19 protein-coding genes are annotated in these 21,567 nt (G+C 71.1%); 7 read left to right on the top strand and 12 right to left on the bottom strand.

Annotated features, from left to right (window positions below):
• Nucleotides 1-3: 3 nt before the first annotated feature.
• Nucleotides 4-3,519 carry a chromosome segregation protein SMC gene (gene smc / locus KV106_RS00350; RefSeq protein WP_261205630.1) on the bottom strand — a complete coding sequence of 1,172 codons (3,516 nt, stop codon included), beginning with the start codon at nucleotides 3,517-3,519 and terminating at the stop codon, nucleotides 4-6.
• A gap of 148 nt (nucleotides 3,520-3,667) precedes the next feature.
• On the opposite strand from smc, the gene KV106_RS00345 reads away from it, so the two are divergent.
• The 5 genes from KV106_RS00345 to KV106_RS00325 all read left to right on the top strand — a co-directional run bounded on the left by KV106_RS00345 (nucleotide 3,668) and on the right by KV106_RS00325 (nucleotide 7,262).
• A complete protein-coding gene (locus KV106_RS00345; protein WP_057596210.1) occupies nucleotides 3,668-4,426 on the top strand; it encodes a hypothetical protein in 759 nt (252 codons plus the stop codon).
• Between the two features lie 91 nt (nucleotides 4,427-4,517).
• Nucleotides 4,518-4,874: a helix-turn-helix domain-containing protein gene (locus tag KV106_RS00340; protein WP_261205628.1), complete on the top strand. Its 357-nt coding sequence runs from the start codon at nucleotides 4,518-4,520 to the stop codon at nucleotides 4,872-4,874.
• Nucleotides 4,871-6,166, top strand: a complete 1,296-nt coding sequence (locus tag KV106_RS00335) for a type II toxin-antitoxin system HipA family toxin (protein ID WP_261205626.1) — start codon at nucleotides 4,871-4,873, stop codon at nucleotides 6,164-6,166. The genes KV106_RS00340 and KV106_RS00335 overlap by 4 nt, the downstream gene beginning before the upstream one ends.
• Before the next feature lie 120 nt (nucleotides 6,167-6,286).
• Nucleotides 6,287-6,520, top strand: a complete 234-nt coding sequence (locus tag KV106_RS00330; protein ID WP_261205625.1) for a hypothetical protein — start codon at nucleotides 6,287-6,289, stop codon at nucleotides 6,518-6,520.
• Between the two features lie 49 nt (nucleotides 6,521-6,569).
• Nucleotides 6,570-7,262 carry a P-loop NTPase family protein gene (locus KV106_RS00325; RefSeq protein ID WP_057596214.1) on the top strand — a complete coding sequence of 231 codons (693 nt, stop codon included), beginning with the start codon at nucleotides 6,570-6,572 and terminating at the stop codon, nucleotides 7,260-7,262.
• On the opposite strand, the gene fabG is transcribed toward KV106_RS00325, so the two are convergent.
• Genes fabG through KV106_RS00275 form a run of 10 tightly spaced genes read right to left on the bottom strand, consistent with a single transcriptional unit; the run spans nucleotide 7,259 to nucleotide 16,840 of the window.
• Entirely contained in the window at nucleotides 7,259-7,990 is a 732-nt protein-coding gene (gene fabG / locus KV106_RS00320) for a 3-oxoacyl-ACP reductase FabG (protein WP_057596215.1), read from the bottom strand. The genes KV106_RS00325 and fabG overlap by 4 nt on opposite strands.
• Nucleotides 7,987-8,463, bottom strand: a complete 477-nt coding sequence (locus tag KV106_RS00315) for a hydroxymyristoyl-ACP dehydratase (protein ID WP_261205624.1) — start codon at nucleotides 8,461-8,463, stop codon at nucleotides 7,987-7,989. Before KV106_RS00315 ends, fabG begins: the two co-directional genes overlap by 4 nt.
• Nucleotides 8,460-9,224 carry a class I SAM-dependent methyltransferase gene (locus tag KV106_RS00310; protein ID WP_261205623.1) on the bottom strand — a complete coding sequence of 255 codons (765 nt, stop codon included), beginning with the start codon at nucleotides 9,222-9,224 and terminating at the stop codon, nucleotides 8,460-8,462. The genes KV106_RS00315 and KV106_RS00310 overlap by 4 nt, the downstream gene beginning before the upstream one ends.
• On the bottom strand, nucleotides 9,221-10,042 hold the full coding sequence (locus tag KV106_RS00305; RefSeq protein WP_261205622.1) for a polysaccharide deacetylase family protein: 822 nt from the start codon (nucleotides 10,040-10,042) through the stop codon (nucleotides 9,221-9,223). The genes KV106_RS00310 and KV106_RS00305 overlap by 4 nt, the downstream gene beginning before the upstream one ends.
• A gap of 16 nt (nucleotides 10,043-10,058) precedes the next feature.
• Nucleotides 10,059-12,476, bottom strand: a complete 2,418-nt coding sequence (locus KV106_RS00300; RefSeq protein ID WP_261205621.1) for an MMPL family transporter — start codon at nucleotides 12,474-12,476, stop codon at nucleotides 10,059-10,061.
• Nucleotides 12,473-13,123 carry an outer membrane lipoprotein carrier protein LolA gene (locus tag KV106_RS00295; protein ID WP_261205620.1) on the bottom strand — a complete coding sequence of 217 codons (651 nt, stop codon included), beginning with the start codon at nucleotides 13,121-13,123 and terminating at the stop codon, nucleotides 12,473-12,475. The genes KV106_RS00300 and KV106_RS00295 overlap by 4 nt, the downstream gene beginning before the upstream one ends.
• The gene (locus KV106_RS00290) at nucleotides 13,080-14,117 is read right to left on the bottom strand and encodes an acyl-CoA synthetase (protein WP_261205619.1); all 1,038 of its coding nucleotides are present in this window, start codon (nucleotides 14,115-14,117) and stop codon (nucleotides 13,080-13,082) included. Before KV106_RS00290 ends, KV106_RS00295 begins: the two co-directional genes overlap by 44 nt.
• Complete coding sequence (locus KV106_RS00285) at nucleotides 14,114-15,832, bottom strand: AMP-binding protein (RefSeq protein ID WP_261205618.1); 1,719 nt, start codon at nucleotides 15,830-15,832, stop codon at nucleotides 14,114-14,116. Before KV106_RS00285 ends, KV106_RS00290 begins: the two co-directional genes overlap by 4 nt.
• Nucleotides 15,833-15,878: 46 nt before the next feature.
• Nucleotides 15,879-16,529 carry a COG4648 family protein gene (locus tag KV106_RS00280; protein WP_261205617.1) on the bottom strand — a complete coding sequence of 217 codons (651 nt, stop codon included), beginning with the start codon at nucleotides 16,527-16,529 and terminating at the stop codon, nucleotides 15,879-15,881.
• Between the two features lie 5 nt (nucleotides 16,530-16,534).
• Entirely contained in the window at nucleotides 16,535-16,840 is a 306-nt protein-coding gene (locus tag KV106_RS00275) for a phosphopantetheine-binding protein (RefSeq protein WP_057596224.1), read from the bottom strand.
• A gap of 102 nt (nucleotides 16,841-16,942) precedes the next feature.
• On the opposite strand from KV106_RS00275, the gene KV106_RS00270 reads away from it, so the two are divergent.
• Nucleotides 16,943-18,457 carry a helicase HerA-like domain-containing protein gene (locus KV106_RS00270; protein WP_057596225.1) on the top strand — a complete coding sequence of 505 codons (1,515 nt, stop codon included), beginning with the start codon at nucleotides 16,943-16,945 and terminating at the stop codon, nucleotides 18,455-18,457.
• 19 nt (nucleotides 18,458-18,476) lie between these two features.
• Nucleotides 18,477-19,184: a Crp/Fnr family transcriptional regulator gene (locus KV106_RS00265; RefSeq protein ID WP_057596226.1), complete on the top strand. Its 708-nt coding sequence runs from the start codon at nucleotides 18,477-18,479 to the stop codon at nucleotides 19,182-19,184.
• A 13-nt stretch (nucleotides 19,185-19,197) separates the two neighbouring features.
• On the opposite strand, the gene KV106_RS00260 is transcribed toward KV106_RS00265, so the two are convergent.
• Nucleotides 19,198-21,537: a DUF6351 family protein gene (locus KV106_RS00260; RefSeq protein WP_261205615.1), complete on the bottom strand. Its 2,340-nt coding sequence runs from the start codon at nucleotides 21,535-21,537 to the stop codon at nucleotides 19,198-19,200.
• Nucleotides 21,538-21,567: the final 30 nt, after the last annotated feature.

The raw sequence follows: 21,567 nt of genomic DNA, 5'->3' as shown, positions 1-21,567 counted from the left end.
GCCTCAGGCGGCCTCGACCATCGAGGCCGCCGCTTCCATGTCGACCGCGACGATGCGCGACACGCCCTGCTCCTGCATCGTCACGCCGATCAGCTGCTCGGCCATTTCCATGGCGATCTTGTTGTGGCTGATGAAGAGGAACTGGGTTTCACGGCTCATGGCGGTCACGAGTTTGGCGTAGCGCTCGGTGTTGGCGTCGTCCAGCGGCGCATCCACTTCGTCCAGCAGGCAGAACGGGGCGGGATTGAGCTGAAAGATCGCGAACACCAGCGCGATCGCGGTCAGCGCCTTCTCGCCGCCCGACAGCAGGTGGATGGTCTGGTTCTTCTTGCCCGGCGGCTGCGCCATCACCTGCACGCCGGAGTCGAGGATCTCGTCGCCGGTCATCATCAGCTTGGCGTTGCCGCCGCCGAACAGCTCGGGGAACATGCGGCTGAAGTGCTCGTTCACGGTCTTGAAGGTGCCGCCGAGCAGGTCGCGCGTCTCGGCGTCGATCTTGCGGATGGCGTCCTCGAGCGTGGTGATCGCCTCGTTGAGGTCGCTCGACTGCGCATCGAGGAAGACCTTGCGCTCGCTCGCCACCGCGAGCTCGTCGAGCGCCGCGAGGTTGACCGCGCCGAGCGCCACCACCTCGCGGTTCAGCCGGTCGATCTCGCCCTGCAGGCCGGCCAGCCGCACCTTGTCGGTCTCGATCGACAGCGCGATGGCCTCGAGGTCGGCACCGGCATCGGCCAGCAGCTGCTCGTACTGCTCGAAGCCCAGGCGCGAGGCCTGTTCCTTGAGCTGGAATTCGGTGATGCGCTGGCGCAGCGGGTCGAGCTCGCGCTCGAGCTGCAGCCGGCGCTCGTCACTGGCGCGCAGCTTGAGCGTGAGGTCGTCGTACTGGCTGCGCGCGGCGCCGAGCGCGGTCTCGCGCTCGAGCTTGAGCGCGAGCGCGTCCTGCAGCCCGGCCTGGGCGGCGGCATCCGACAGCCGGCCCAGTTCGCCGCGGGCGCGCTCGTCCTCGTCGGCCAGCGCCACGGTTTGCTGCGAGGCCGTCTCGATCGAGCGGTTGAGTTCGCCGCGGCGCGCCTCGAGCGTGCGCTGCGCGAAAGTGGCTTCCTGCGCCTGGCGTTCGAGGCTGCGGTGCTGCTCGCGGCTGGCGGCCAGCGCGCGGCCGGCCTCGATCACGCGTTCGTCGAGCTCGGCATGGCGCTCCTGGCTGTCGGCCAGCTGCATGTCGAGCTCCTCGAAGCGGCCCTCGGCGGCGATGCGGCGCTCCTGCAGTTCCTCGAGCTGGGCATCGACCTCACCGAGGTCGGCCGCGAGCTGCTCGCTGCGCGCGCGGGTCTGTTCGGCCAATTGCGTGAGGCGCAGCGTCTCGACCTGCAGTTCGTGCGCGCGCGACTGCGTGTCGGCGGCTTCGCGGCGCGCCGACACCAGCCGCTGCGCGGCGTCGGCGTAGGCGGCCTCGGCGCGCACCAGGGCCGCGCGGGCCTCCTCGCTGATCAGCGCCTGGGCGCGCAACTGGCGGTCGAGGTTCTCCATCTCCTGTTGGCGCGCCAGCATGCCGGCCTGCTCGGAGTCGGGGGCGTAGAAGTTGACGCCGTGCGCGCTGACCGCATGGCCGCTCTGCACGTAGATCGTCTCGCCAGGCTGTAGCGCGCCGCGCTGGGCCAGAGCCTCCTCGAAGCTCGCGGCGGTGTAGCAGCCGTGCAGCCAGTCGGCCAGCAAGGCCTGCTGGCCCGCGTCGTTGAGGCGCAGCAGGCTCGACAGCCGCGGCAGACTGGCGGCGCCTTCGGGCACACCGGCCACGGGCGGGCTGAAGAAGGCCAGCTTGGCGGGCGGCGCGTCGTTGGCGAAGGCGCGGACCATGTCGAGGCGGCTGACCTCGAGCGCGCCCAGGCGCTCGCGCAGCGCGGATTCGAGCGCGTTCTCCCAGCCCTGCTCGATGTGGATGCGGCTCCACAGGCCCTGCAGGCCGTCGAGCCCGTGCTTGGCGAGCCAGGGCGCGAGCTTGCCGTCGGTCTTGACCTTCTCCTGCAGCGCGCGCAATGCCTCGAGCCGCGCCGACAGCTCGGCATGGCGCGCACCCTCGCTGTTCACCGCCTGCTGGCGCGTGCGACGGTCGTCGTCGAGCCGCGGCACCGCTTCCTGCAGGTCCTGCAGCCGCGCGTCGGCCTCGCTGGCCGCTTCCTGCGCGGCCTCGAGCTGCTCCTGCATCGCCACCAGCTTCGCCTCGTCGGGCGCGGCCAGTGCGTTCTGGTCGGCGCGCAACCGTTCGCTGCGCTGGTTGAGCTGGCGCGACTGCTCCTCGATGTTGCGCTGGTCGGCCGCCAGCACCTGGATCTGCTGCTGCACCTGCACGACGGCCGTGCGCTGCGAATTGGCCTGGTCCTGCGCCCGCTGCTGCGCTTCCTCGAGCTCGGGCATGCGCGCGTCGTGCTCCTCGAGCTGGGCCGCGAGCAGCACGGCCTGCTCCTCGGCGTCCACGCCCTGGCCGGCCAGCGTTTCGATCTCGGCCTCGGCCTCGACGCGGCGGTTGTCCCACTGCGCGATCTGCTCGCGCAACTGCACCAGCCGCTGCTCCACGCGCTGGCGGCCCTCGACCACGAAGCGGATCTCGCCCTCGAGCCGGCCGACCTCGGCGCTGGCCTCGTACAGCTTGCCTTGCGCCTGATTCACCAGGTCGCCGGCGCCGTAGTGGGCCTGGCGCACGGTCTCGAGCTCGTTCTCGATGTGGCGCAGGTCGGCCGTGCGCGACTCGAGGTCGTTGATCGCCTTCTCGGACTCGGCCTTGATGCGCGCCTTGTCGCTCTCGCTCTCGGCGCGCTTGAGGAACCACAGCTGGTGCTGCTTCTTCGTGGCATCGCCCTGCAGCGCGTTGTAGCGTGCGGCCACCTCGGCCTGCTTCTCGAGCTTCTCGAGATTGGCGTTGAGCTCGCGCAGGATGTCCTCGACGCGCGTGAGGTTCTCGCGCGTGTCGCCCAGGCGGTTCTCGGTCTCGCGGCGGCGTTCCTTGTACTTCGAGACGCCCGCGGCTTCCTCGAGGAACAGGCGCAGTTCCTCGGGCTTCGATTCGATGATCCGGCTGATCGTGCCCTGGCCGATGATGGCGTAGGCGCGCGGGCCCAGACCGGTGCCGAGGAACACGTCCTGCACGTCGCGCCGGCGCACCGGCTGGTTGTTGATGAAGTAGCTGCTGGTGCCGTCGCGCGTGAGCACGCGCCGCACCGCGATTTCGCCGAACTGGTTCCACTGGCCGCCGGCGCGGTGGTCGGCGTTGTCGAACACCAGTTCCACGCTCGAGCGGCTGGCCTGCTTGCGCGAGGTCGTGCCGTTGAAGATCACGTCCTGCATCGACTCGCCGCGCAGTTCCGAGGCACGCGATTCGCCGAGCACCCAGCGCACCGCATCCATGATGTTCGACTTGCCGCAACCGTTGGGCCCGACCACCCCGACCAGTTGGCCCGGCAGCAGGAAGTTGGTGGGTTCGGCGAACGACTTGAAGCCCGAGAGCTTGATGGAATTGAGACGCACGACTTGTCGGCCTGTCCTGCGTCACTGTGTCCCGGCCCGGGAGGTCAGGTCAACAATTAACGCCAAGGTATTGATTTGTAAGGAAAATTGCACGGGCCCGCCGCTTGAAGCAGGCCGCCGCCCCAGCCGTGGATGATAACGTCAGGGCATGAGCGAATCCTCGGTTTCTCCCCTGAAAGACCGCCGCGCCTGGCTGCTGGCGGGCGCCGGCGCCCTGCTCGGGCTCGGCGGCTGCGGCGCGTTTCAGAACACTCAGCGCGCCGAGCCCTATGCCAACCAGGAGTGGCTGCAGTCCGGCGCCAACCGCATCGCCAACCTCTCGCTGCGCGACAACCTCGAATCGATACGGCGCGTGCAGACCACGCTCTACCGGCGCAATCCGCGCGAATGGCGCAAGTCGGCCGCCAGCATGGACGCCGCCAGCCAGCGCGCCTGGACCGCCGTGACGCAGGGACCCGACCTGCCCGAACTGCACGGCGCCACCGGCATCGAGGCGATCCGCCTGGCTTTCGACACCGGGCCGCAGGGTTACCAGGGCGACCGCGTGGCCGCGCTGGTGGTGGGCTGGGCCTCGATGCTCAAGCAGGCCAACGGCGACACCTGGGAGCAGTCCATGATCGACGGCGTCAACGCCGAGAACAGCTATCGGGCCGCGCGCAACTTCGAGATCTCGCTGTGGCTGATCGCCTCCAAGACCGGCCCCGACGGCCAGCCGCTGCTGCTGGCCACCGAGATCAGCGAACGCGGCCGCAATCTCGTGGCCGACCGCGAGCTGTCGAAGGTGGTTGCACGGCTCGACCTGCTGGCGGCCCAGGCCGACGAGAAGTACCGGCGCGCGGCGCTCGATTTCGGACAGAACTGGGTGATGGGCGTGGTGATGCCCTTCTTCACGCTGGTGCCGCGCTGAATCCGGGCGGGCGGCACGCCGCCTTCGCCTCGGCCCAAGGAAGATATCGGAAACATATTTCCGATTTTCGCATTTGCGGTAATATCTTTCCATGACCAAACAGGAACTGATCGCCGCACTGATCGCCCGCCGCGAGGCCTCCGGCCTCACGGGCGCCGAGATCGCGCAGCGTTCGGGCCTGACCGAGCGCTCGGTGCGCAACGCGCTCGGACCGCAGGGCAATCCGCAGATGTCCTCGCTGCTCGCGCTGGTCGATGCGCTGGGGCTCGAGCTGCAGCTGGCGCCCAAGGGCTTCGGCGCCAGCGCCGCGCTCGACACCGATGCCGGTTACCGCCCCGTTCCCACGCGCGTGGGCACCGCGGTGGCCGCCATGGCACAGTCGCCCGCGCCGCCGCCCTACGCACCCGGCGCCCCGGCCCGCCGCGGCTCGCGCAGGCGCTCGCCATGAACGTCAAGATCCTCGAAATCGCGCTCGGCGCGCGCCGCTTCGGCAAGCTGTTCCAGTACGCCGACCTGTGCCGCTTCGTGGCCGAGCCCGAGATCGTCGCGGCGCCGCCGGCCGAGGTGCTGTCGCTGTCGATGGTGGCGAACGATGCCGCCTCGCAGGCCGCCCTCTGGAGCGACGTCAAGAATCCGCTGTTCAATGCGCAGGGCGGCCAGTTGCCGCGCTTCTTCCAGAACCTGCTGCCCGAAGGCGTGCTGCGCAGCCACATCGCCCAGTTGCGCGGCTGCCGCGAGAACGACCATTTCGAGCTGCTCGCGGCCTGCGGCGGCGACCTGCCGGGCGCGGTGAGCGCGCGCCCGGTGTCGGTGGACCGCGCCACCCTGCAGCGGCTCATCACGCAGGACCAGGACGCACTCGAGATGTCGGTGGTCGAGCTGCCGATGCCGCAGGGCATCTCGGTGTCGGGCGTGCAGCCCAAGCTGGGCCTGCGCCGCCAGGGCGGGCGCTACGTGGCGCGCACCCGCGCCGGCGCCAGCACGCGCGTGATCGCCAAGCTGCCCGTGGCCGGGCGGCCGCACATGCCGCAGCTGGAGATGCTCTCGCTGCAGATGGCGTCCGCCGCGGGCGTGGCGGTCTGCCATGCCGAACTCGCGCCGCTGTCCGCAATTTCGGCCGAGCACAGCTACGCCCTGCCCGACGAGCCCGAATTCCTTGCCGTCACGCGCTTCGACCGCGAAGGCGCGCGCCGCATCCACTTCGAGGACTTCGCCCAGGTGCTGGGCTTCGATCCGCTGCACAAGTACGGCGGCAGCTACCTCGACATGGCGCTCGCGATGCGGGCCTTTCCCTCGCTCGGCGAGGAGGCGGTGCTCGAGCTGGTGCGCCGGCTCGCGGTCAACGAGCTGCTCGGCAATCCCGATGCGCACCTGAAGAACTTCGGCGTGCTCTATCCCGATGGCGCCTCGCCGCGCTTCGCGCCGGCCTACGACATCGTGGCCTACGCGGCGCTGCAGGGCGTCGAGGGCCATGCGCTGCCGCTGCTGCCCGCGGCGGGCAAGGCAGCCCCGAAGCGCAGCGGCCTGTTCAGCCCGGCCAACGTGCGCGCCTTCTGCTTCTCGGCCGGCCTGCACGAGCCGCAGGTGCGCCGCGTGGTCGGCGACACCGCGCGCCGCGCGCGCGAGCAATGGCCCGCGATGATCGACGGCGCCACGCTGCCCGCGCCCTGGAAGGCGCGGCTGCGGCAGCGCCTGCAATCCCACCCCCTGCTGCAGGGCATGGCCCGGCGCGGCCAATAGACTCCCGGCCCGGCGGAGCCGGCATCGCGGCGAGGCCGGCGATACACACGCGCACAACTTTCCGCGATGATGCGTCCGCCCAGGTGACATAGTTCAACGCAACATGACGGGAATTGGCGCATGCGAGTCGGTATCGTGGTTCTGGAGTTGTTGATCGACGCGGGCGCGGCCTGCGCCGCCCTGGGCCTGCTCGGTGCCGGCAGCGCCGCCTTCACGGCCGCGAGGCGTCGCTTCATCGGCGGCGGCGGCGACGGCGGCCTCGCCGCGCCCTCCCCGCACGGCCAGCCCCACGGCGGCGACAGCGGCCGTTCAGGCGATTCGTCCTCGTCCCGGGAACCCGCCCCCGGAAGCTGAGGCAAACTGTCGCCGGCTCCCTGAATCTTCCACATCTACCAGCGACACCATGAGCTCCATCAATTTCATCGGCGGCGAAAAAGGCGGGGTCGGCAAGTCGGTCACGGCACGGGTCCTGGCCCAGTACTTCATCGACCACAGCCGCTCCTTCACGGGCTTCGACACCGACCGTTCGCACAGCTCGTTCACCCGCTTCTACGAAGGCTTCGCCTCGCCCGTGGTGGTCGACAGCTTCGAAGGGCTCGACACGGTGGTCAACGGCTTCGAGACCCACCCGCAGCAGAGCGTGATCGTCGACCTCGCGGCACAGACGCTGGCACCGCTGGCGCGCTGGATCAAGGAATCCGACCTGTTCGACGTCTTCGCCGAGATCGGCGTGACCGTCAATTTCTGGCACGTGCTCGACGACGGCAAGGACTCCTCCGACCTGCTCGGCACGCTGGTCGATACCTTCGGCAACCGGCCCAACTACATCGTGGTGCAGAACTACGGCCGCGGCAGCGACTTCGGCACCCTGCTCGGCTCGCAGTCGATGTCCAAGGCCACCGCCAACGGCGCGCGCGTGATCGCGCTGCCGCGGCTGCACGAAGCCAGCATGCGCAAGATCGATGCGCAGAGCACCAGCTTCTGGAAGGCCGTGAACGACCGTGAAGGCCCGCACGCGCTGGGCCTGCTCGAAAGGCAGCGCGTGAAGTCCTGGCTCGCGACCGCGTACGCGGCCTTCGACACGCTGCCGCTCTAGATCATCCCGCCGTTCACGGAAATCACCTGCCCGGTGATGTAACCGGCTTCGTCGCTCGCGAGGAAGGCCGCCAGCGCCGCCACCTCCTCGGGCTTGCCGGCGCGCTTGGCGGGCACCATCTGCTGGATCAGCGCCGGGTCGAACACCGCGTCGGCCATCGGCGAGGCAATGATCCCGGGCGCGATCGCATTCACCGTCACGCCGCGCGAGGCCACCTCGAGCGACAACGCCTTGGTCGCGCTGTTGAGCGCGCCCTTGGCCGCCGCGTAGTTCACCTGGCCCTTGTTGCCCACCAGCGCCGCCACCGACGAGATGTTGAGCACGCGCCCCCAGCGGGTGCGCATCATCGGTAGCAGCAGGGGCTGGGTCACGCGGAAGAAGCCGTTGAGCGAGATGTCGATCACCTTGTGCCACTGCTCGGCGCGCATGCCCGGCAGCACCGCGTCGTCGTGCACGCCCGCGTTGTTGACGATCACCTGCACCGGCCCCGGCTCGAGCATGCGCGCGCAGGCAGCGGCGCAGGCCTCGTCGCTGCGCAGGTCGAAGACATGGCATTCGGCCTTGCCGCCGGCCGCGGCGATCTTCGCGGCCAGCTGCTCGACCGCTTCGGGCCGCGAGTTCGCATGCAGCAGCACGGTCGCGCCGTCGCGCGCGAAGCGCTCGGCCATGGCGGCACCGAGCGCGCCGCTGGCGCCCGTGATCAGGGCGCGTTTTCCTTGGAGGCTCATGATTCCTTCGGGGTATCCAGGGCCAGCGGCGTGTTCAGCACCACCACCGCGCGGCCATCGGCCAGCGCACGGCCTTCGCCGTCCCTGAGCCAGAACTCATACATCACCTGCCGGGCGTCGCCCGACAGCCGCCGCGCCTCGACCTGCAGGCGCCCCTCGACCTCGTCGAGCCGCGCCACCGTCGTGCGCACGCCGCGCGTGCTCGCGAGGAAGCCGGCCGAGGGCGTGGCGCCTTCGCTCGCCAGCAGCCCGCCGTGCAGCGCCATGGCCTGCGCGGCGTACTCGATGGCATTCGGCGCCAGCAGCCCGCTGGCCGTGCGCAACGGGTTGTCGGCCTGGCGGTGGGTGGTGGTGCTGCAGCGGATCGTCTCCGCATCCCAGCCCTCGAGCCGTTCGAGCAGGCACATGCTGCCGCGGTGCGGAATGCGCTGCGCGATGCCGTCGCGCTCGAGCGTCTGCGGCACGAAGCTCATCGCGCGAGCTCCGGCACCAGATCGGCCACCAGCAGCACGTTGGCGAACGGCGTGCCTTCGCTCATCGGGATGCTCCGCACGCCGAAGCCCAGCCGCTCGAGCAGCGCCATCCATTCGGCCAGCGGACGGCCCCAGGTCGGCGACACCTTGTGGCCGCGCACGCGCGTCACGGTGCGGTCGACCCACTGGCTGATCGCGAAGCCGCGGCGGCTCGAGGCATCGCCCACGCGCAGCAGCAGCCGCGCCCGGGGACTGCCGCCGCGCTGCAAGGCGTCGCGCACGCGTCGCAGCACGCCTTCCTGCGCGGCATGGTCCACGTAGTGCAGCACGTCGAGGATCACGACCAGGTCGCAATCGGGCAGATCGGCCGCGCACATGTCGGCGCAGAGCAGCCGCGGCGCCGGCTCCAGATGGCCGATCGAGGCCTCGGCGCGCGCCACGTCCTTGGGCATCAGCTCGATGCCGGTGTACTCGGCGGCACTCGGCGTGGCGCCCCAGCCCGCGGGCCAGCGGCCCTGCTGCTGCATGCGGCTCATCGAGGCCAGCAGGCTCGCGAACAGGCCCTGGCCGCAGCCGATGTCGACCACGCGGCGATGCCGCGCATCGATCAGCCCGCGTTCGAGCAGGCCGCGGAAGACCGGATCGCGCCCGAGCTTGCCGCGCGCGAAATGCCAGGCGAAGCTGCCGCCCTTCCTGTAGGGATCGGTGGCGGCCTCGTGCAGCTCGCGCCAGGCGCCGTCGGTCGAGAGCACGGTGCTCATTCCCGAAGCCCCTCGGGCAGGGTCACGGCGCGCAGTCCATCGGCGCGCAGGCGTTCGAGCAGCAAGGGCAGTACCTCCAGCAATACGGGTTCTCCACGGGCGGTGCGCGCGGCATTGCCGTCGTGCAGCAGCAGGATGTCGCCGGCCGCCAGGCCGCGCGTGAGGCGTGCCAGCACGCGCTGCGCATCGCCCTCGCGGGTATCGAAGCCGCGGCGGGTCCAGCTCACGAGCGACAGGCCGAGCCGGTGCAGCACCGGCTCCAGGAAGGGGTTGCGCAGCCCGGCCGGCGCGCGAAAGCAGCTCGGGCGCTGGCCCGTCACCTCGCCCAGGATCTGCTGCGCCCGCGCGATCTCGCTGGCGAAGCCGCGTGGGCCGAGGAAGGAAAAGTTGTGCCGGTGCCGCGCCGTGTGGTTCTGGATGCTGTGGCCGCGCGCCACGATCTCGCGTGCCAGCGCCGGCCGGGCCTGCACGCGCTCGGCGATGCAGAAGAAGGTGGCGCGCTGGCCATGGGCATCGAGCAGGTCGAGCACGCGCGGCGTCACCGCGGGCTCGGGGCCGTCGTCGATGGTGATCGCCACCTCGCGGCGCGCGATGGCGGCCGCGGGCAGCCGCGTGACGTTGGGACCCAGCAGCCGGCTGCGCGGCGTGAGGCCGGCCGCGGTGATCAGCGCATGGTTGAGCACGATCGCGCCGAGGGCCCAGGGCCAGGCGCCCGGCACCAGCACGCCCGCGCCGACGGCGGCCGCGTGCCAGGCCGCGCTGGCGCGGATGGCGGGCGGCCAGGGCCAGGATTCGGGGGCGGCGGGTGCGGTCGACATGGCGCGGGATTGTGCGTCAGCCGCGCGCGCCGTCGCCCGAAGACCCCGCCTCGCCCACGGGTGGTGCCACGCGGCGCGCGAAGGCGGCCGACAGCAGCAGCGCCAGCAGCGCGCCCGGCGCCACCACGCGGCCGATCGAGGACAGCGCGGGAATGTCGGAGATCGCGATCAGGCCGAAGGAGACCACGGTCGTCAGGTTGGCGAGCATCAGCGAGGCCAGCGTGTCCTCGTCGGCCCGGCCCGTGGTGCGCAGCTGGTCGAAGAACAGCGCGTAGTTCGAGCCCACCGCCACGATCAGCAGCAGCCCCACCAGGTGCAGGATGCCGAGCGCCGCCTGCAGCACGGCCATGCCGCCGAGCGTGAGCATCACGGCGAACAGCAGCGGCTGGCACACCGCCAGCAGGCGCCGGCCCGAGCGCAGGTAGATGCCCAGCAGCACGACCACCGCCAGCGCGCCCAGCAGCACCTGCACGAAGGCCTCGTGCAGGTAGCGCTGGTAGAGGCCGCCGAGCTCGCGGCCCACGTCGACCACCTGCACCTCGGGCACGCCGGCGAGCGCGGCCTCGAGCTTCGCCTGCTCGAACTTCGGTCCCGGGTGCAACGCGATCAGCGTCGACCAGCCGCCGCCCGGGCGCTCGTACATCAGCGAGCTGACCACCGCGCGCAGCGGGCCTTCGCGCAGTTCGTCGAGCTGCACCGGCTTGAGCTGGCGCGCGGCCTCGACATCGGCCACGAAGGGCGCGAGCCGGCTGGCCGGCAGCGGCAGGCCCTGCGTGGCCTCGGCCAGGCGGGTGCGCAGCGTGTCGGCATCGGGCAGGCTCGCCAGGCGCGCCTGCTGGGCCGCGATGCTCGGCAGCACGCGCGTCACGGTCTCGAAGCCGCCGAGCTCGCCGCGGTCGACCAGCGCGCCGAGCTTCGCGCTCGCGGCCTCGTTGTTGCGCAGCGCCGCCTGGGCGTCGGCGCCGTTGGCCATCACGATGATGCCGCCGTCGCTGGTGCCGATGTCGTTGCGCAGCATCTCGTCGAGCTGCTGCTGCGCGCGCGGCACCGGGCTCATCGCGCTGAGGTCGGCGCGCCACAGGTGGCCGCCCTGCCACAGCACCAGCGCCGCCGCGGCCACGCCCAGCGCCGCCAGCGGCCAGCGCAGGCGCGGCAGGTTGCGCACCAGCAGGCCCGCGAAGCTCGCCATCTGGCGCCGCATGCCCATGCCGGTGGCACCGTCGGGCGCGAGCATCGGCAGCGCGTAGCGGGTGGCGACGGCGGCCGCGACCAGGCCCGCGATCGAGAACACGCCCAGCTGGGCCAGGCCCGGAAAGCCCGAGAACACCAGCGCCGCGAAGCCGCAGACCGAGGTCAGCAGCCCGATGCGCACCGTGGGCCAGTGCACCGTGCGCCAGCGCTGCCAGCCGGTGCCGGGCACGGCGGCGCCGCGCGCCTGGATCAGGTAGTAGATGGCGTAGTCGACGGTCTCGCCGATCAGCGTGCTGCCGAAGCCCAGCGTGAGCCCGTGCACCGAGCCGAAGACCCAGCTGACCGCCGCGGTGCCGATCACCACGCCGGTGGCCACCGGCAGGAAGGCGATCACCAGCGCGCGCGGCGAGGCGAAGGCAAGCAGCAGCAGCCCGCCCATGACGATGCCGCCGACGATCGCGAGATGGATCGCCTCGGTCTTGATCTTGTCGCGGCTGAGCACCGAGAACACCGGCGGGCCGGTCAGCAGCAGTTGCGGCCCGGCCTCGCCCAGGTCGCGCGTGGCCGCCTCGTGGGCCGCGTGTACGCGCGCGATCGCCACCGCTTGCGCGTCGAGGTCGCTGCCGGCGGCGCGCGTGGTCAGGATCATCAGCGCGCGCGGCGCGGTGCGCGACATCCACACGCCGCCTTCGCTGCGCGGCGCGCTGGCCGGCACCAGTTCCTCGGCGATGCGCGTGGTCTCGCCCGTGGGGTCGCGGTCGAGGAAGGGCTTGATCACGTTGCCGGCCGGCGTGCCGAGCATCGACAGCGTCTCGTTGATCGCGTCGCGCAAGCCCTCGACCGTGAAGCGCTCGGGCGCCACGCCCGGCGAGAGCTGGTAGCGGTGCTGGAACACCCAGGTGCCGGCCTCGGTCCAGTCGCCGGTGTCGCCGTTCTGGATCAGGTCGAACAGCTGGCTCTCGCGCATGTCCTTCGCCATCGCGCGCGACACCTGCGCCCGCGCCTCGGGCGTGCCGCCCTCGAGGCCCAGCATCAGGGTGCGCGAGGCCACGCCGCTTTGCAGCTGCTCGATCAGCACGCGCTGGCGCGCATCCGGGCTCTTGGGCAGGAAGGCCGACAGGTCGGCGTTGAACTGGGTGCGCGAGATCTCGAGCACGCCGGCCAGCAGCAGCGCCACCCAGACCAGCAGCACGACCGCGCGGCGCTGCCAGCTCGGCGGCCCCTGCGGCGCGGTCGCGCTCACGGCGTGGTACGCCCGGCCGGCGCGGCCGGTGCGGGCTGGGCCGCGGGACGGTCGGGCACGATATTCATCACCGAGCGGTCGCCGCCGACGAACTCCATCTCGAGCCCGAGCACGTCGCTCGCGCGCCCGCTGATGCGCATGCTGCGCACCTGGGCCGCGAGCCGGCTGTCGATCGGCGTCAGGTCGAGCGCCCATTGATTGGCCGAGCCGGTCACGGTGCTGCGGAAATAGCGCTGCAGCGTGGTGCCGTCGCCGCTGAGCGTGCCGCGCATGGCTTCGACCAGGCCCAGCAGCTCGGGCATGCTGTCGAGCGCCAGCGTGCGGTTGCGGCCGCCGCGCGACAGGGTCAGCGTGTTGCCCTCGACCGCCATGGTCTCGACGCGCGGCGACAGCGTGCGGCGCACCAGCTTGTCGGGCGCGTCGAAGCTCAAGGTGCCGCGCGCATCGAGCGGGCCTTCGAGGCCGTGCACGAAGCGCTGCTCGGTGAAGCGGGCCTCGCCGCTCTTCTGCCTGGCCAGCAGGCCCATCAATTCGTTGAGGTCGAAGGCCCAGGCCGGTGCGGCGCCGAAGGCCAGCACGAGCAGCAGGGCCTGGAAGAACCGTTCAAGCCGCCGCGGGCGCATCTGCATCTTCGAGCCAGAAATCATGGAAATTGAACCAGTTGTAGGGGTAGGCGCGGCACAGCGCCTCCAGGCGCGCCACATAGGCTTCGACCGCGGCGCGGATCAGCCGTTCGCGCTCGGCGGCATCGGCCGGGCGCTGGCCGAAGTCGGCCAGGCGTTCGAAGCGGACATCGTAGCGCGCACCGCCGCGGTAGACCCCGGCCATGAAGAACACCGGCCGCCGCAGCAGCGCCGCGAGCCGGAACGGCCCGTCGTTGAAGCTGGCGGGCCGGCCCAGGAACGGCAGCACGATGTTGTTGCCGCGCTGCTGCGCGGGCTGTTCCTCGCTGCCGGGCAGCGTGCGGTCGGCCAGCATGCCGCCCATGCCGCCGCCGTCGAGCCAGTCGCGCAGCGCGAGCATCGAGTGCGGCCGGCCCAGCGCGATCACGTGCGGCCGCGCCTCGGGCAGGCTGATCGCGTTGAGGATGGCGGTGATGCGCTGCGCGTTGTCCGGGTACATCAGCATCGCGAGGCGCATGCGCGCCTGGTCGGGCTGCTGGCGCTTGCAGGCACCCATGGCCTCGAAGCTGCCCACGTGCGCGCCAAGCAGGAAGGCGCCGCGCCCCTCGAGCGCCGCTGTCTCGAGCTCGACCTGGCCGTCCATGCGGAAGTCGAACAGGTCCATGCGCCCGCGCAGGAAATACACCCGGTCGAGCACGGTCGAGGCGAAGGCATGCAGCAGCTTGAAGCCGTCGACCCAGCCGGCCTGCGGGCCGATGGCGCGGTACAGGTAGCGCTTGATGTGGCGCCGCGGCGTGGGCGCGAACAGCAGGAAATAGAGTGCGATCGGCGGCAGCAGGAGCCGCGTGATGCGGCGGCCGAAGAAGATCGCCATGAAGCAGATGAAGCGCAGCGCGAGCATGTTGCTGCGCTCGGGGGCGCGCGTCCAGTCGGCCGCGTCGGCGGTGGCGCCGCCCGCGGGGGGCGCGGTCCGGGCGGCGGCGTTCACCGCGCGGGTCTCGGCCTCGGTGTGCTTCATCGCGGCGACTCTGCCACGGGGGTCCAGCGGCCGGTGACGGCCACCACGCCGTCGCAGCGCACGTCGAAGCGCACACCGCCACCGGCGGCCTCGGGGTTCAGCTCGATCGCCAGCACCGCGCCCGGGCGCACCGGCGCCAGGAACTTGGCCGCGGCCAGCGTGGGGTTGGGGCCGAGCCGGGCCAGCAGCGCCGGCACGCGGCGGATCGCCTCCTGCACCTCGGCCAGCACCAGCGCGCCGGGCAGCAGCGGCTGGCCCGGAAAGTGGCCCGCGAACGCGGGATGGTCGACCGGCACCGTGTGCACGAGCCGCACCGGCGTGCCGTCCTCGGCCAGTTGCGCCAGCGCGAACTCGCGCAGCGCGCGCACCGTGAGCTTGCCCGTGCCCTCGCGCGGAAAACTCTTCACGTGCACCACGCGCCGCGGCACGAAGACCGGCTCCAGCCGTTGCCGCAGCGCGCCGACGATGGCCGCCGCCGTGAGCTCGGGCGCCACCACGAAGGCGATCGGCCGCACCACGCCGTCGGCCACCTCGTCGGGCAGCCAGAAGGCGCCGTCGTCCACGCCGGGAATGCTGTTGAGGTGGTAGTTGAGGTGGGCCAGCGAACTGCGCCGGCCGGCCACGTGGATCAGGTCGTTGGCGCGGCCGAACAGCCGGAAGCGGCGTTCGTCGAGCAGCTCGAGCACGTCGGCCATCGGCGTCGGCTCGGGCAGGAAGTCGCCGCTGAAGATGAAGCGCTCGTTGCCGTCCTCGCCGCCCGGCTCGGCATGCACGCGGATCTGGCCGAAAGTCTCCCAGACCTCGGTCTCGGTGGTGCGGCGCATCGCGACCTGGCCCGATTCGGTGCTGCCGTAGATCTCGAGCAGCACGCCGTGCAGCGCCTGTTCGGCCTGGGCGGCCAGCTGCGGCGACAGCGGCGCGGTGGCCGAGAGGATCAGGTCGACCTCGGGCAGCGCGATGCCCGACAGCAGCAGCGTCTTGAGGTGGAACGGCGTGGTCACCAGCGCGCGCGGCCGCGGCACCGAGGCCAGCGCCTGCGCCACATCGGCCGGGAAGAAGGGCCTGCCGCTGTCGAAGGCGGCGCCGCCGAGCATGGCCAGCAGCACCGAGGATTCGAGCCCGTAGCTGTGCTGCACCGGCACCGTGGCAACCAGCGTCAGGCCCGCGAGCGAAGGAAGATCGAGCACGCGGCACAGGCGCTCCACCGCCACCGCCACGTCGCCCGTGAGGGTGCGCCAGGTCTTGGCATGCGGCTGGGGCGCGCCGGTGGAGCCCGAGGTCAGCAGGCTGGCCGCGTGGCGCTCGGCGTCGATCATCGGCACGGCGGCCGGGTCGACCGCCTCGGCGGGCGCCGGGCCGGCGCTTTTCTCGATCACCAGCCGCGTCATGCCGGGCGTCTGCAGCGCCGGGTCGTCGACCAGCGCGAACAGCCCGTCGCCATGCGATTCGCGCAGCCGCGACAGGGTGTCGGCGCGCGCGTCGGGCGGCAGCAGGCTGGCATGGCCGCGCACCAGGGCCGCGGCCATGCCGACGATGAAGTCGTAGCGGTCGGAGCAGAGATTGACCGCGGCGCCGTGGGCCGGCAGCTGCGGCGCGAGGCGGGCCACGTCGGCCAGGAAGCGGCGCGTGCTCAGCGGCACGCCGGCGCGCCAGGCGAGCGGCGCATCGGGATCGCGCTCGGCGAGCAGCGGCAGCAGGCCAGGATTCGGTGTCACGCGGTGCCTTTTCCTCTTTCGTGTCGGTCCGCCGGGCCGGCGGGGCTCAGCGCGGGCCGCCGCCGGCGCCGCTGTCGGCCGACGAGTTGCCGTAGAAGGCGCGCACCGCATCGACCATGCGGGTGCGCTCGAACTCGGGGTGCAGCCGGTAGCGCAGCAGGTGTTCGCCGACGAACAGCAGCGCCACGCTGGCGGGCGTCAGCACGTTGGCCAGCAGCGACCAGGCCGAGAACGACAGCGTGAGGTAGACCACGATCGACGAGAGCACCACCAGCGCGAAATAAGCGGTCCAGATGCGCGTGAGCTGCGTCGTGTAGGCCCGCATCGCGCCGCGCAACGGATGCACGCGCTGCGCGAACTGGGTGATCAGCGGCACGCTGTCGCCGCGCAGCGTGGAGCCGAACCAGCCGCACAGCAAGGCATTGATGGCCACGTGCTGGAACACGTAGAGCCGGTTGGTGTCGCCCGCTTCGCCGCTGAGCACCAGCGCGAAGCCGGCCAGGCCCAGCGCGACCACCGCGGCGAAGCCCCAGCGGCCGAAGCGGCTGGCGGCGAAGCCCATGGCGGCGAGCCACAGCGGCCCGAGCAGCACGACCACCGCCCACGGCTCGGTGGCGTGGAACAGCATCATCCAGTGGGAAGCACCGGCATAGGCCACCCCCACCAGCAGCAGGAGCGCCAGGCGCCAACGTGACATGGGATTCAGGCCGCGCGGTTCTGGGCGACGTGGGCCGCGAGCGTGCGCAACGACTGGAAGATCTGCTGGTTGCGTTCGTCGTCCGAACGCAGCTGGAAGCCATAGCGGCGCGAGACTTCGAGCGCGACCTCCAGGATGTCGATCGAGTCGAGGCCGAGGCCTTCGCCGTACAGCGGCTCGGTCGGGACGATGTCGGCCGGTGCCACCTCGAGATTGAGGGCGTTCACCAGCAGCACGGCCAGTTCCTGCTCGATCGGCGACTGTTCGGCATCGCCATCGGCGGGAATGGGGGGCTGAGCAGTCGAAGACAAGAAAAACCTCCAGAAACTTTTTGCCGCGGGGGCGCGTGGGCCGTGGATTATAGGAGGGCAGCTTGATTAGACTGGCCGCCCCGACACGACCCGGAACCGTCCATGGCCGACCCTCTTCTGATCGCCCGCCACGACAGCGTGGAATGCACCCTCCTCCCGGCCCTCGCCAACCGCCACGGCCTCATCACCGGCGCCACCGGCACCGGCAAGACGGTCACGCTGCAGACCATGGCCGAAAAGCTGTCGGCCATCGGCGTGCCGGTGTTCATGGCCGACGTCAAGGGCGACCTGACCGGCATCAGCCAGCAAGGCGCCATCGGCGAGAAGATGGCCGCCACCCTCAAGGAGCGCGGCATCGAGTTGCCCGAGCCGCTGGGCTGCCCCGTCACGCTGTGGGACGTGTTCGGCGAGCAGGGCCACCCGGTGCGCGCCACCATCTCCGACATGGGGCCGCTGCTGCTGGGGCGCATGCTCGACCTCAACGAAACCCAGGCCGGCGTGCTGAACCTGGTGTTCAAGATCGCCGACGACAACGGCCTGCTGCTGCTCGACCTCAAGGACCTGCGCGCCATGCTGCAGTACGTGGGCGAGAACGCGAGCCAGTTCACCACCCAGTACGGCAACATCAGCGCCGCCAGCGTGGGCGCGATCCAGCGCGGCCTGCTGCAGATCGAGACCCAGGGCGGCGACAGGTTCTTCGGCGAGCCGATGCTCAACATCGCCGACTTCATGCAGACCGTGGGCGGCAAGGGCGTGGTCAACATCCTCGCGGCCGACAAGCTCATGAATTCGCCGCGCCTCTATGCCACCTTCCTGCTGTGGATGCTGTCGGAGCTGTTCGAGCAGTTGCCCGAGATCGGCGACCCCGACCAGCCCAAGCTGGCCTTCTTCTTCGACGAGGCCCACCTGCTGTTCAACGAGGCGCCCAAGGCGCTGGTCGAGCGCATCGAACTCGTGGTGCGGCTGGTGCGCTCCAAGGGCGTGGGCGTCTATTTCGTGACCCAGAACCCGCTCGACATTCCCGATTCGGTGCTGGCCCAGCTCGGCAACCGCGTGCAGCATGCGCTGCGTGCCTTCACGCCGCGCGACCAGAAGGCGGTGAAGGCCACCGCCACCACGATGCGGCAGAAGCCCGGCCTCGACATCGAGAAGGCCATCACCGAGCTCGCGGTCGGCGAGGCGCTCGTGAGTTTCCTCGACGACAAGGGCCGCCCGAGCGTGACCGAGCGCGTCTACGTGCTGCCGCCCGGCAGCCAGATCGGCCCGATCACGGCCGCGCAGCGCCAGGCGCTCTTGGCCAACTCGCTGGTGGCGGGCGTCTACGAGAAGGCGGTCGACCGCGAATCGGCCTACGAGAAGCTCAAGGGCCGCGCCGAGACCGCGCCCGATGCCCCCGCGGCGGGCAAGACGGCGCCCGGCAAGCCGGCCGAAGAGGGTTCGGGCGCCGGCGGCATGCTCAACGACCTGCTGTTCGGCCACACCGGCCCGCGCGGCGCCAAGCACGACGGCCTGGTGCAGACCATGGCCAAGTCGGCGGTGCGCACCATGGGCACCTCGGTCGGCAAGGAGATCCTGCGCGGCGTGCTCGGCGGCATCTTCGGCTCGAAGAAGCGCTGAACCGGGCGGCAACGCACCCATGTCCTCGGGCAAGACACCGGCCAGGGACATCGCGGCGTTCTGGGAGCGCTGCATCTGGCCGCGCGTGCTCACGCAATGCGAGCGCGAGACCGCCTACAAGGCGCTCTACACGCGCGAGCACGGCCAGGGCGAGTTCGTCTGCCAGCGCAACGAGATCGCCGACAGCTGGATCGGCGTGATCGAGGGCTTCCTGCGCGTGCAGGACACCTCGGCCGACGGCAAGCCCGTGATGTTCACGGGCGTGGCCGCGGGCGGCTGGATCGGCGAGGGCTCGCTGCTGAAGGTCGAGCAGCGCAAGTACGAGATCGCCGCCACCCGCCCCACCGTCACCCTGCATCTGCCGCGCGACACCTTCACCTGGCTGCTCGACAGGAGCGTGCCGTTCAACCACTTCATGCTGTCGCACCTGAACGAGCGGCTCAGCCAGTTCATCGCCACGGTCAAGTTCGACCGCCTGCTCGAGCCCACGGGCCGCGTCGCGCGCGGCATCGCGAGCCTGTTCCACCCGGTGCTCTATCCCAACACCGATGCCACCCTGCAGATCAGCCAGGAAGAGATCGGCTGGATGGTCGGCGTGTCGCGCCAGCGCGTGAACGTGGCGCTGCACGAGCTCGAGGCCGCGCAGCTCATCAAGACCGGCTACGGCTGCATCAATGTGCTCGACCGGCAGCGGCTGTCGCGCTATCCGGCCAACCAGCCCGCCTGAGACGCCCGCTTCCTCAGAGCGGCGTCGACACCGGCACGGCCGGCAGGTCCTGCCCGCCCGGGCCGCCGCGGAAGCTGGTCGGCGTCCACGGCACCTGGCCCACGCCCGGCTTGCGCCAGTCGCACACGCCATCGGTGAACACGGCCTTCAACCGGTTCTGCTGGGCGCCCGTGAAGACGGCGCCGGCATAGTCCGCCGAGGCGAAGTCCAGCGGCTTGAGCTGGCACTTGAACACGTCCTCCGACAGCGGCCCGCCCGAGACGATGCGCACCGACTCGTAGGGCTTGACCGGGCAGGCGGCGCTCTCGAAGCCCACGTCCACCAGTTCGGCCTCGGTGTTGCCCGCGCCCGCGATGCAGAAGTCGACCGCGTCGGCGGGCTTGTTCTTCACCACCTTGCGCTCCTTCGTGTCGCCCGACTTGTCGCGCTCGATCGCGCTGAGCCAGCGGTCCATCATCAGGAAGGTCTGGCGGAACATCGCGGGCCCGGTGTAGGCGCCGCTGGCGCGCACCACGTGGTTGTCGTGCTGGCCGTTGGCCGCGTCGAGCCGCGCGCGCTGCTGCCAGGTGCGCCAGGTCATGTGGATGTCCACGCCGAGCTGCGGCCGCAGGTCGATGATCGGCACCTGCGCGAGGTTGCGCCCCACGCTCACCAGGCCGCTGCGGTAGAGCGCGCTCATGGACGAGGGCAGCGCGCGGGCGCGCGGCGCCGGCACCGCGACGCGGTCGCCCGACCACACCATGTCGGCGTCCCAGCTGCCCACGCCCTCGTTGAGCGCCACGAACTGCTCGGGCGTGATGGTGCCGGCGCGCAGCGCCTTGAGCCCGTACTGCACGCCCGCGTTGTCGTACGGCAGGTTCGGCTTCACGTTGCGGTCGACGTCGACCACCGTGCCGAGGACCGGCGTCATCACGTCGTGGATCGAGCAGCGCACGCCGGTGGGCCGCAGCGCCGGGTCGTAGACCACCGCGTCGGGGAAGCCCGGGCCGCAATTGGCGGCCAGCACCGGGTTCTGCGGCGCGAGGAAGGAATAGACCCAGGTGGTGCAGTGGTCGGCGCTCGGATGGCCCTCGATCGCGGCGCGCTGCGCGGGCGTCAGGCCCGTGCCCGCGGCGGTCATGTAGTAGCGCCAGAGGATGCCGCAGTCGCGCGTCTCGATCCAGGTCGTGACCGCGTCGGGATAGCTCACCCCGGTCTGCAGCCCGTCGAGCAGGCCCGGCATCACCGAGGCCGGCACCGTCTGCATCATCGAGCCGCCCGAGCCGCCGTCGGCCATGGTGAAGCGGATCTCGCCGTAGGTGTCGATCACGTGTTCCTTCACCATCATGATGTTCTCGGTCGCGAGGAACTCGTTGTTGTTGTCGTTGTGGTTGGTGAGCTGCGAGTTGACCGTCATGTAGCCCGCGCGCAGCGCGTTGTCGTCGAAGATCGCGAGGCCCGGGTTCTGCTGGAAGCGGTTGCCCGAGGCCGAGGCGCCCATCTTCCACAGCACCTTGCCGTTCCAGCCCTTCTGCGGCGCCCAGGGGGTCCACGGCCTGGCCGGGTCGAAGAACACCGCCACCTGGTACATGCTGCGGCCCATGGTGCCGAGCTCCACCCGCAGCAGGCTCTTCACCGTGTCGCCGCGGTCGTTGGTGAAATCGGCGATCTCGGCATCGGCGGGCCGCTTCGCCGGGTCGTATTCGACGAAGCAGGGGTTGGCGCCGACCGGCGCGTAGCCGCAGTCGGTGCCCTGCTTGGCCTTGGGCTGGTAGTAGTGGGTGAACCGGGTGGGCGCGTTGCAGTCGGCATCGACCGGATCGGCGTCGAGGCCGCTGACCTGCGTGATGACCGTGGCCGACAGCCCCGTGCCCGCGGGATTCACCAGTGCCGCGCTCGGCGCCCTGGTGGCGCACACCCAGGGCTGGATCGGCACGCCCGCGAAGATGTTGCCGGCGCGGCCGAAGTTCGTGAGCGCGAGCCGCGCGCCCTTCTTCGCCGTCTTCAAGGTGGCCGTGAGCAGGTTGCGGCCTTCGCGCAAGCCCGACACCGTGCCCAGCACGCGGCCGTTGGGGCGCAGCGCGAAGGCCGCGCCAAGGTCGCGCCCGTCGAGGTCGACCGCCAGGTCGAGCGCATCGGCGCCCTTGGGCAGCACGATCTCCACGTAGGCGTCGCCGTCGCTGAGCATGTCGGCGCGGTTCGACAGCGTGCGTATCTCGAGCTCGCCCGTCACTGGCGGCGAGGTGGGCGGCGGACTGGTCTGAGGAAGGATCGGCAACGCCACGCCGCTGCCCCCGCTGCCGCCGCAGCTCGCGAGGGTGACGACCACGCACAGGCCCAGGACCCGCAGTCCCGCTCTGAGGATGTCTCGCATCGATGTCTCCTTTGTTGTGAGGAAAAACGC

This window comes from Variovorax endophyticus, from assembly GCF_025376855.1.
In the GTDB taxonomy this organism is placed as follows: domain Bacteria; phylum Pseudomonadota; class Gammaproteobacteria; order Burkholderiales; family Burkholderiaceae_C; genus Variovorax.
The sequence above is the reverse complement of the archived record's forward strand: the minus strand, read 5'-3'. Positions and strand labels throughout refer to the sequence as shown.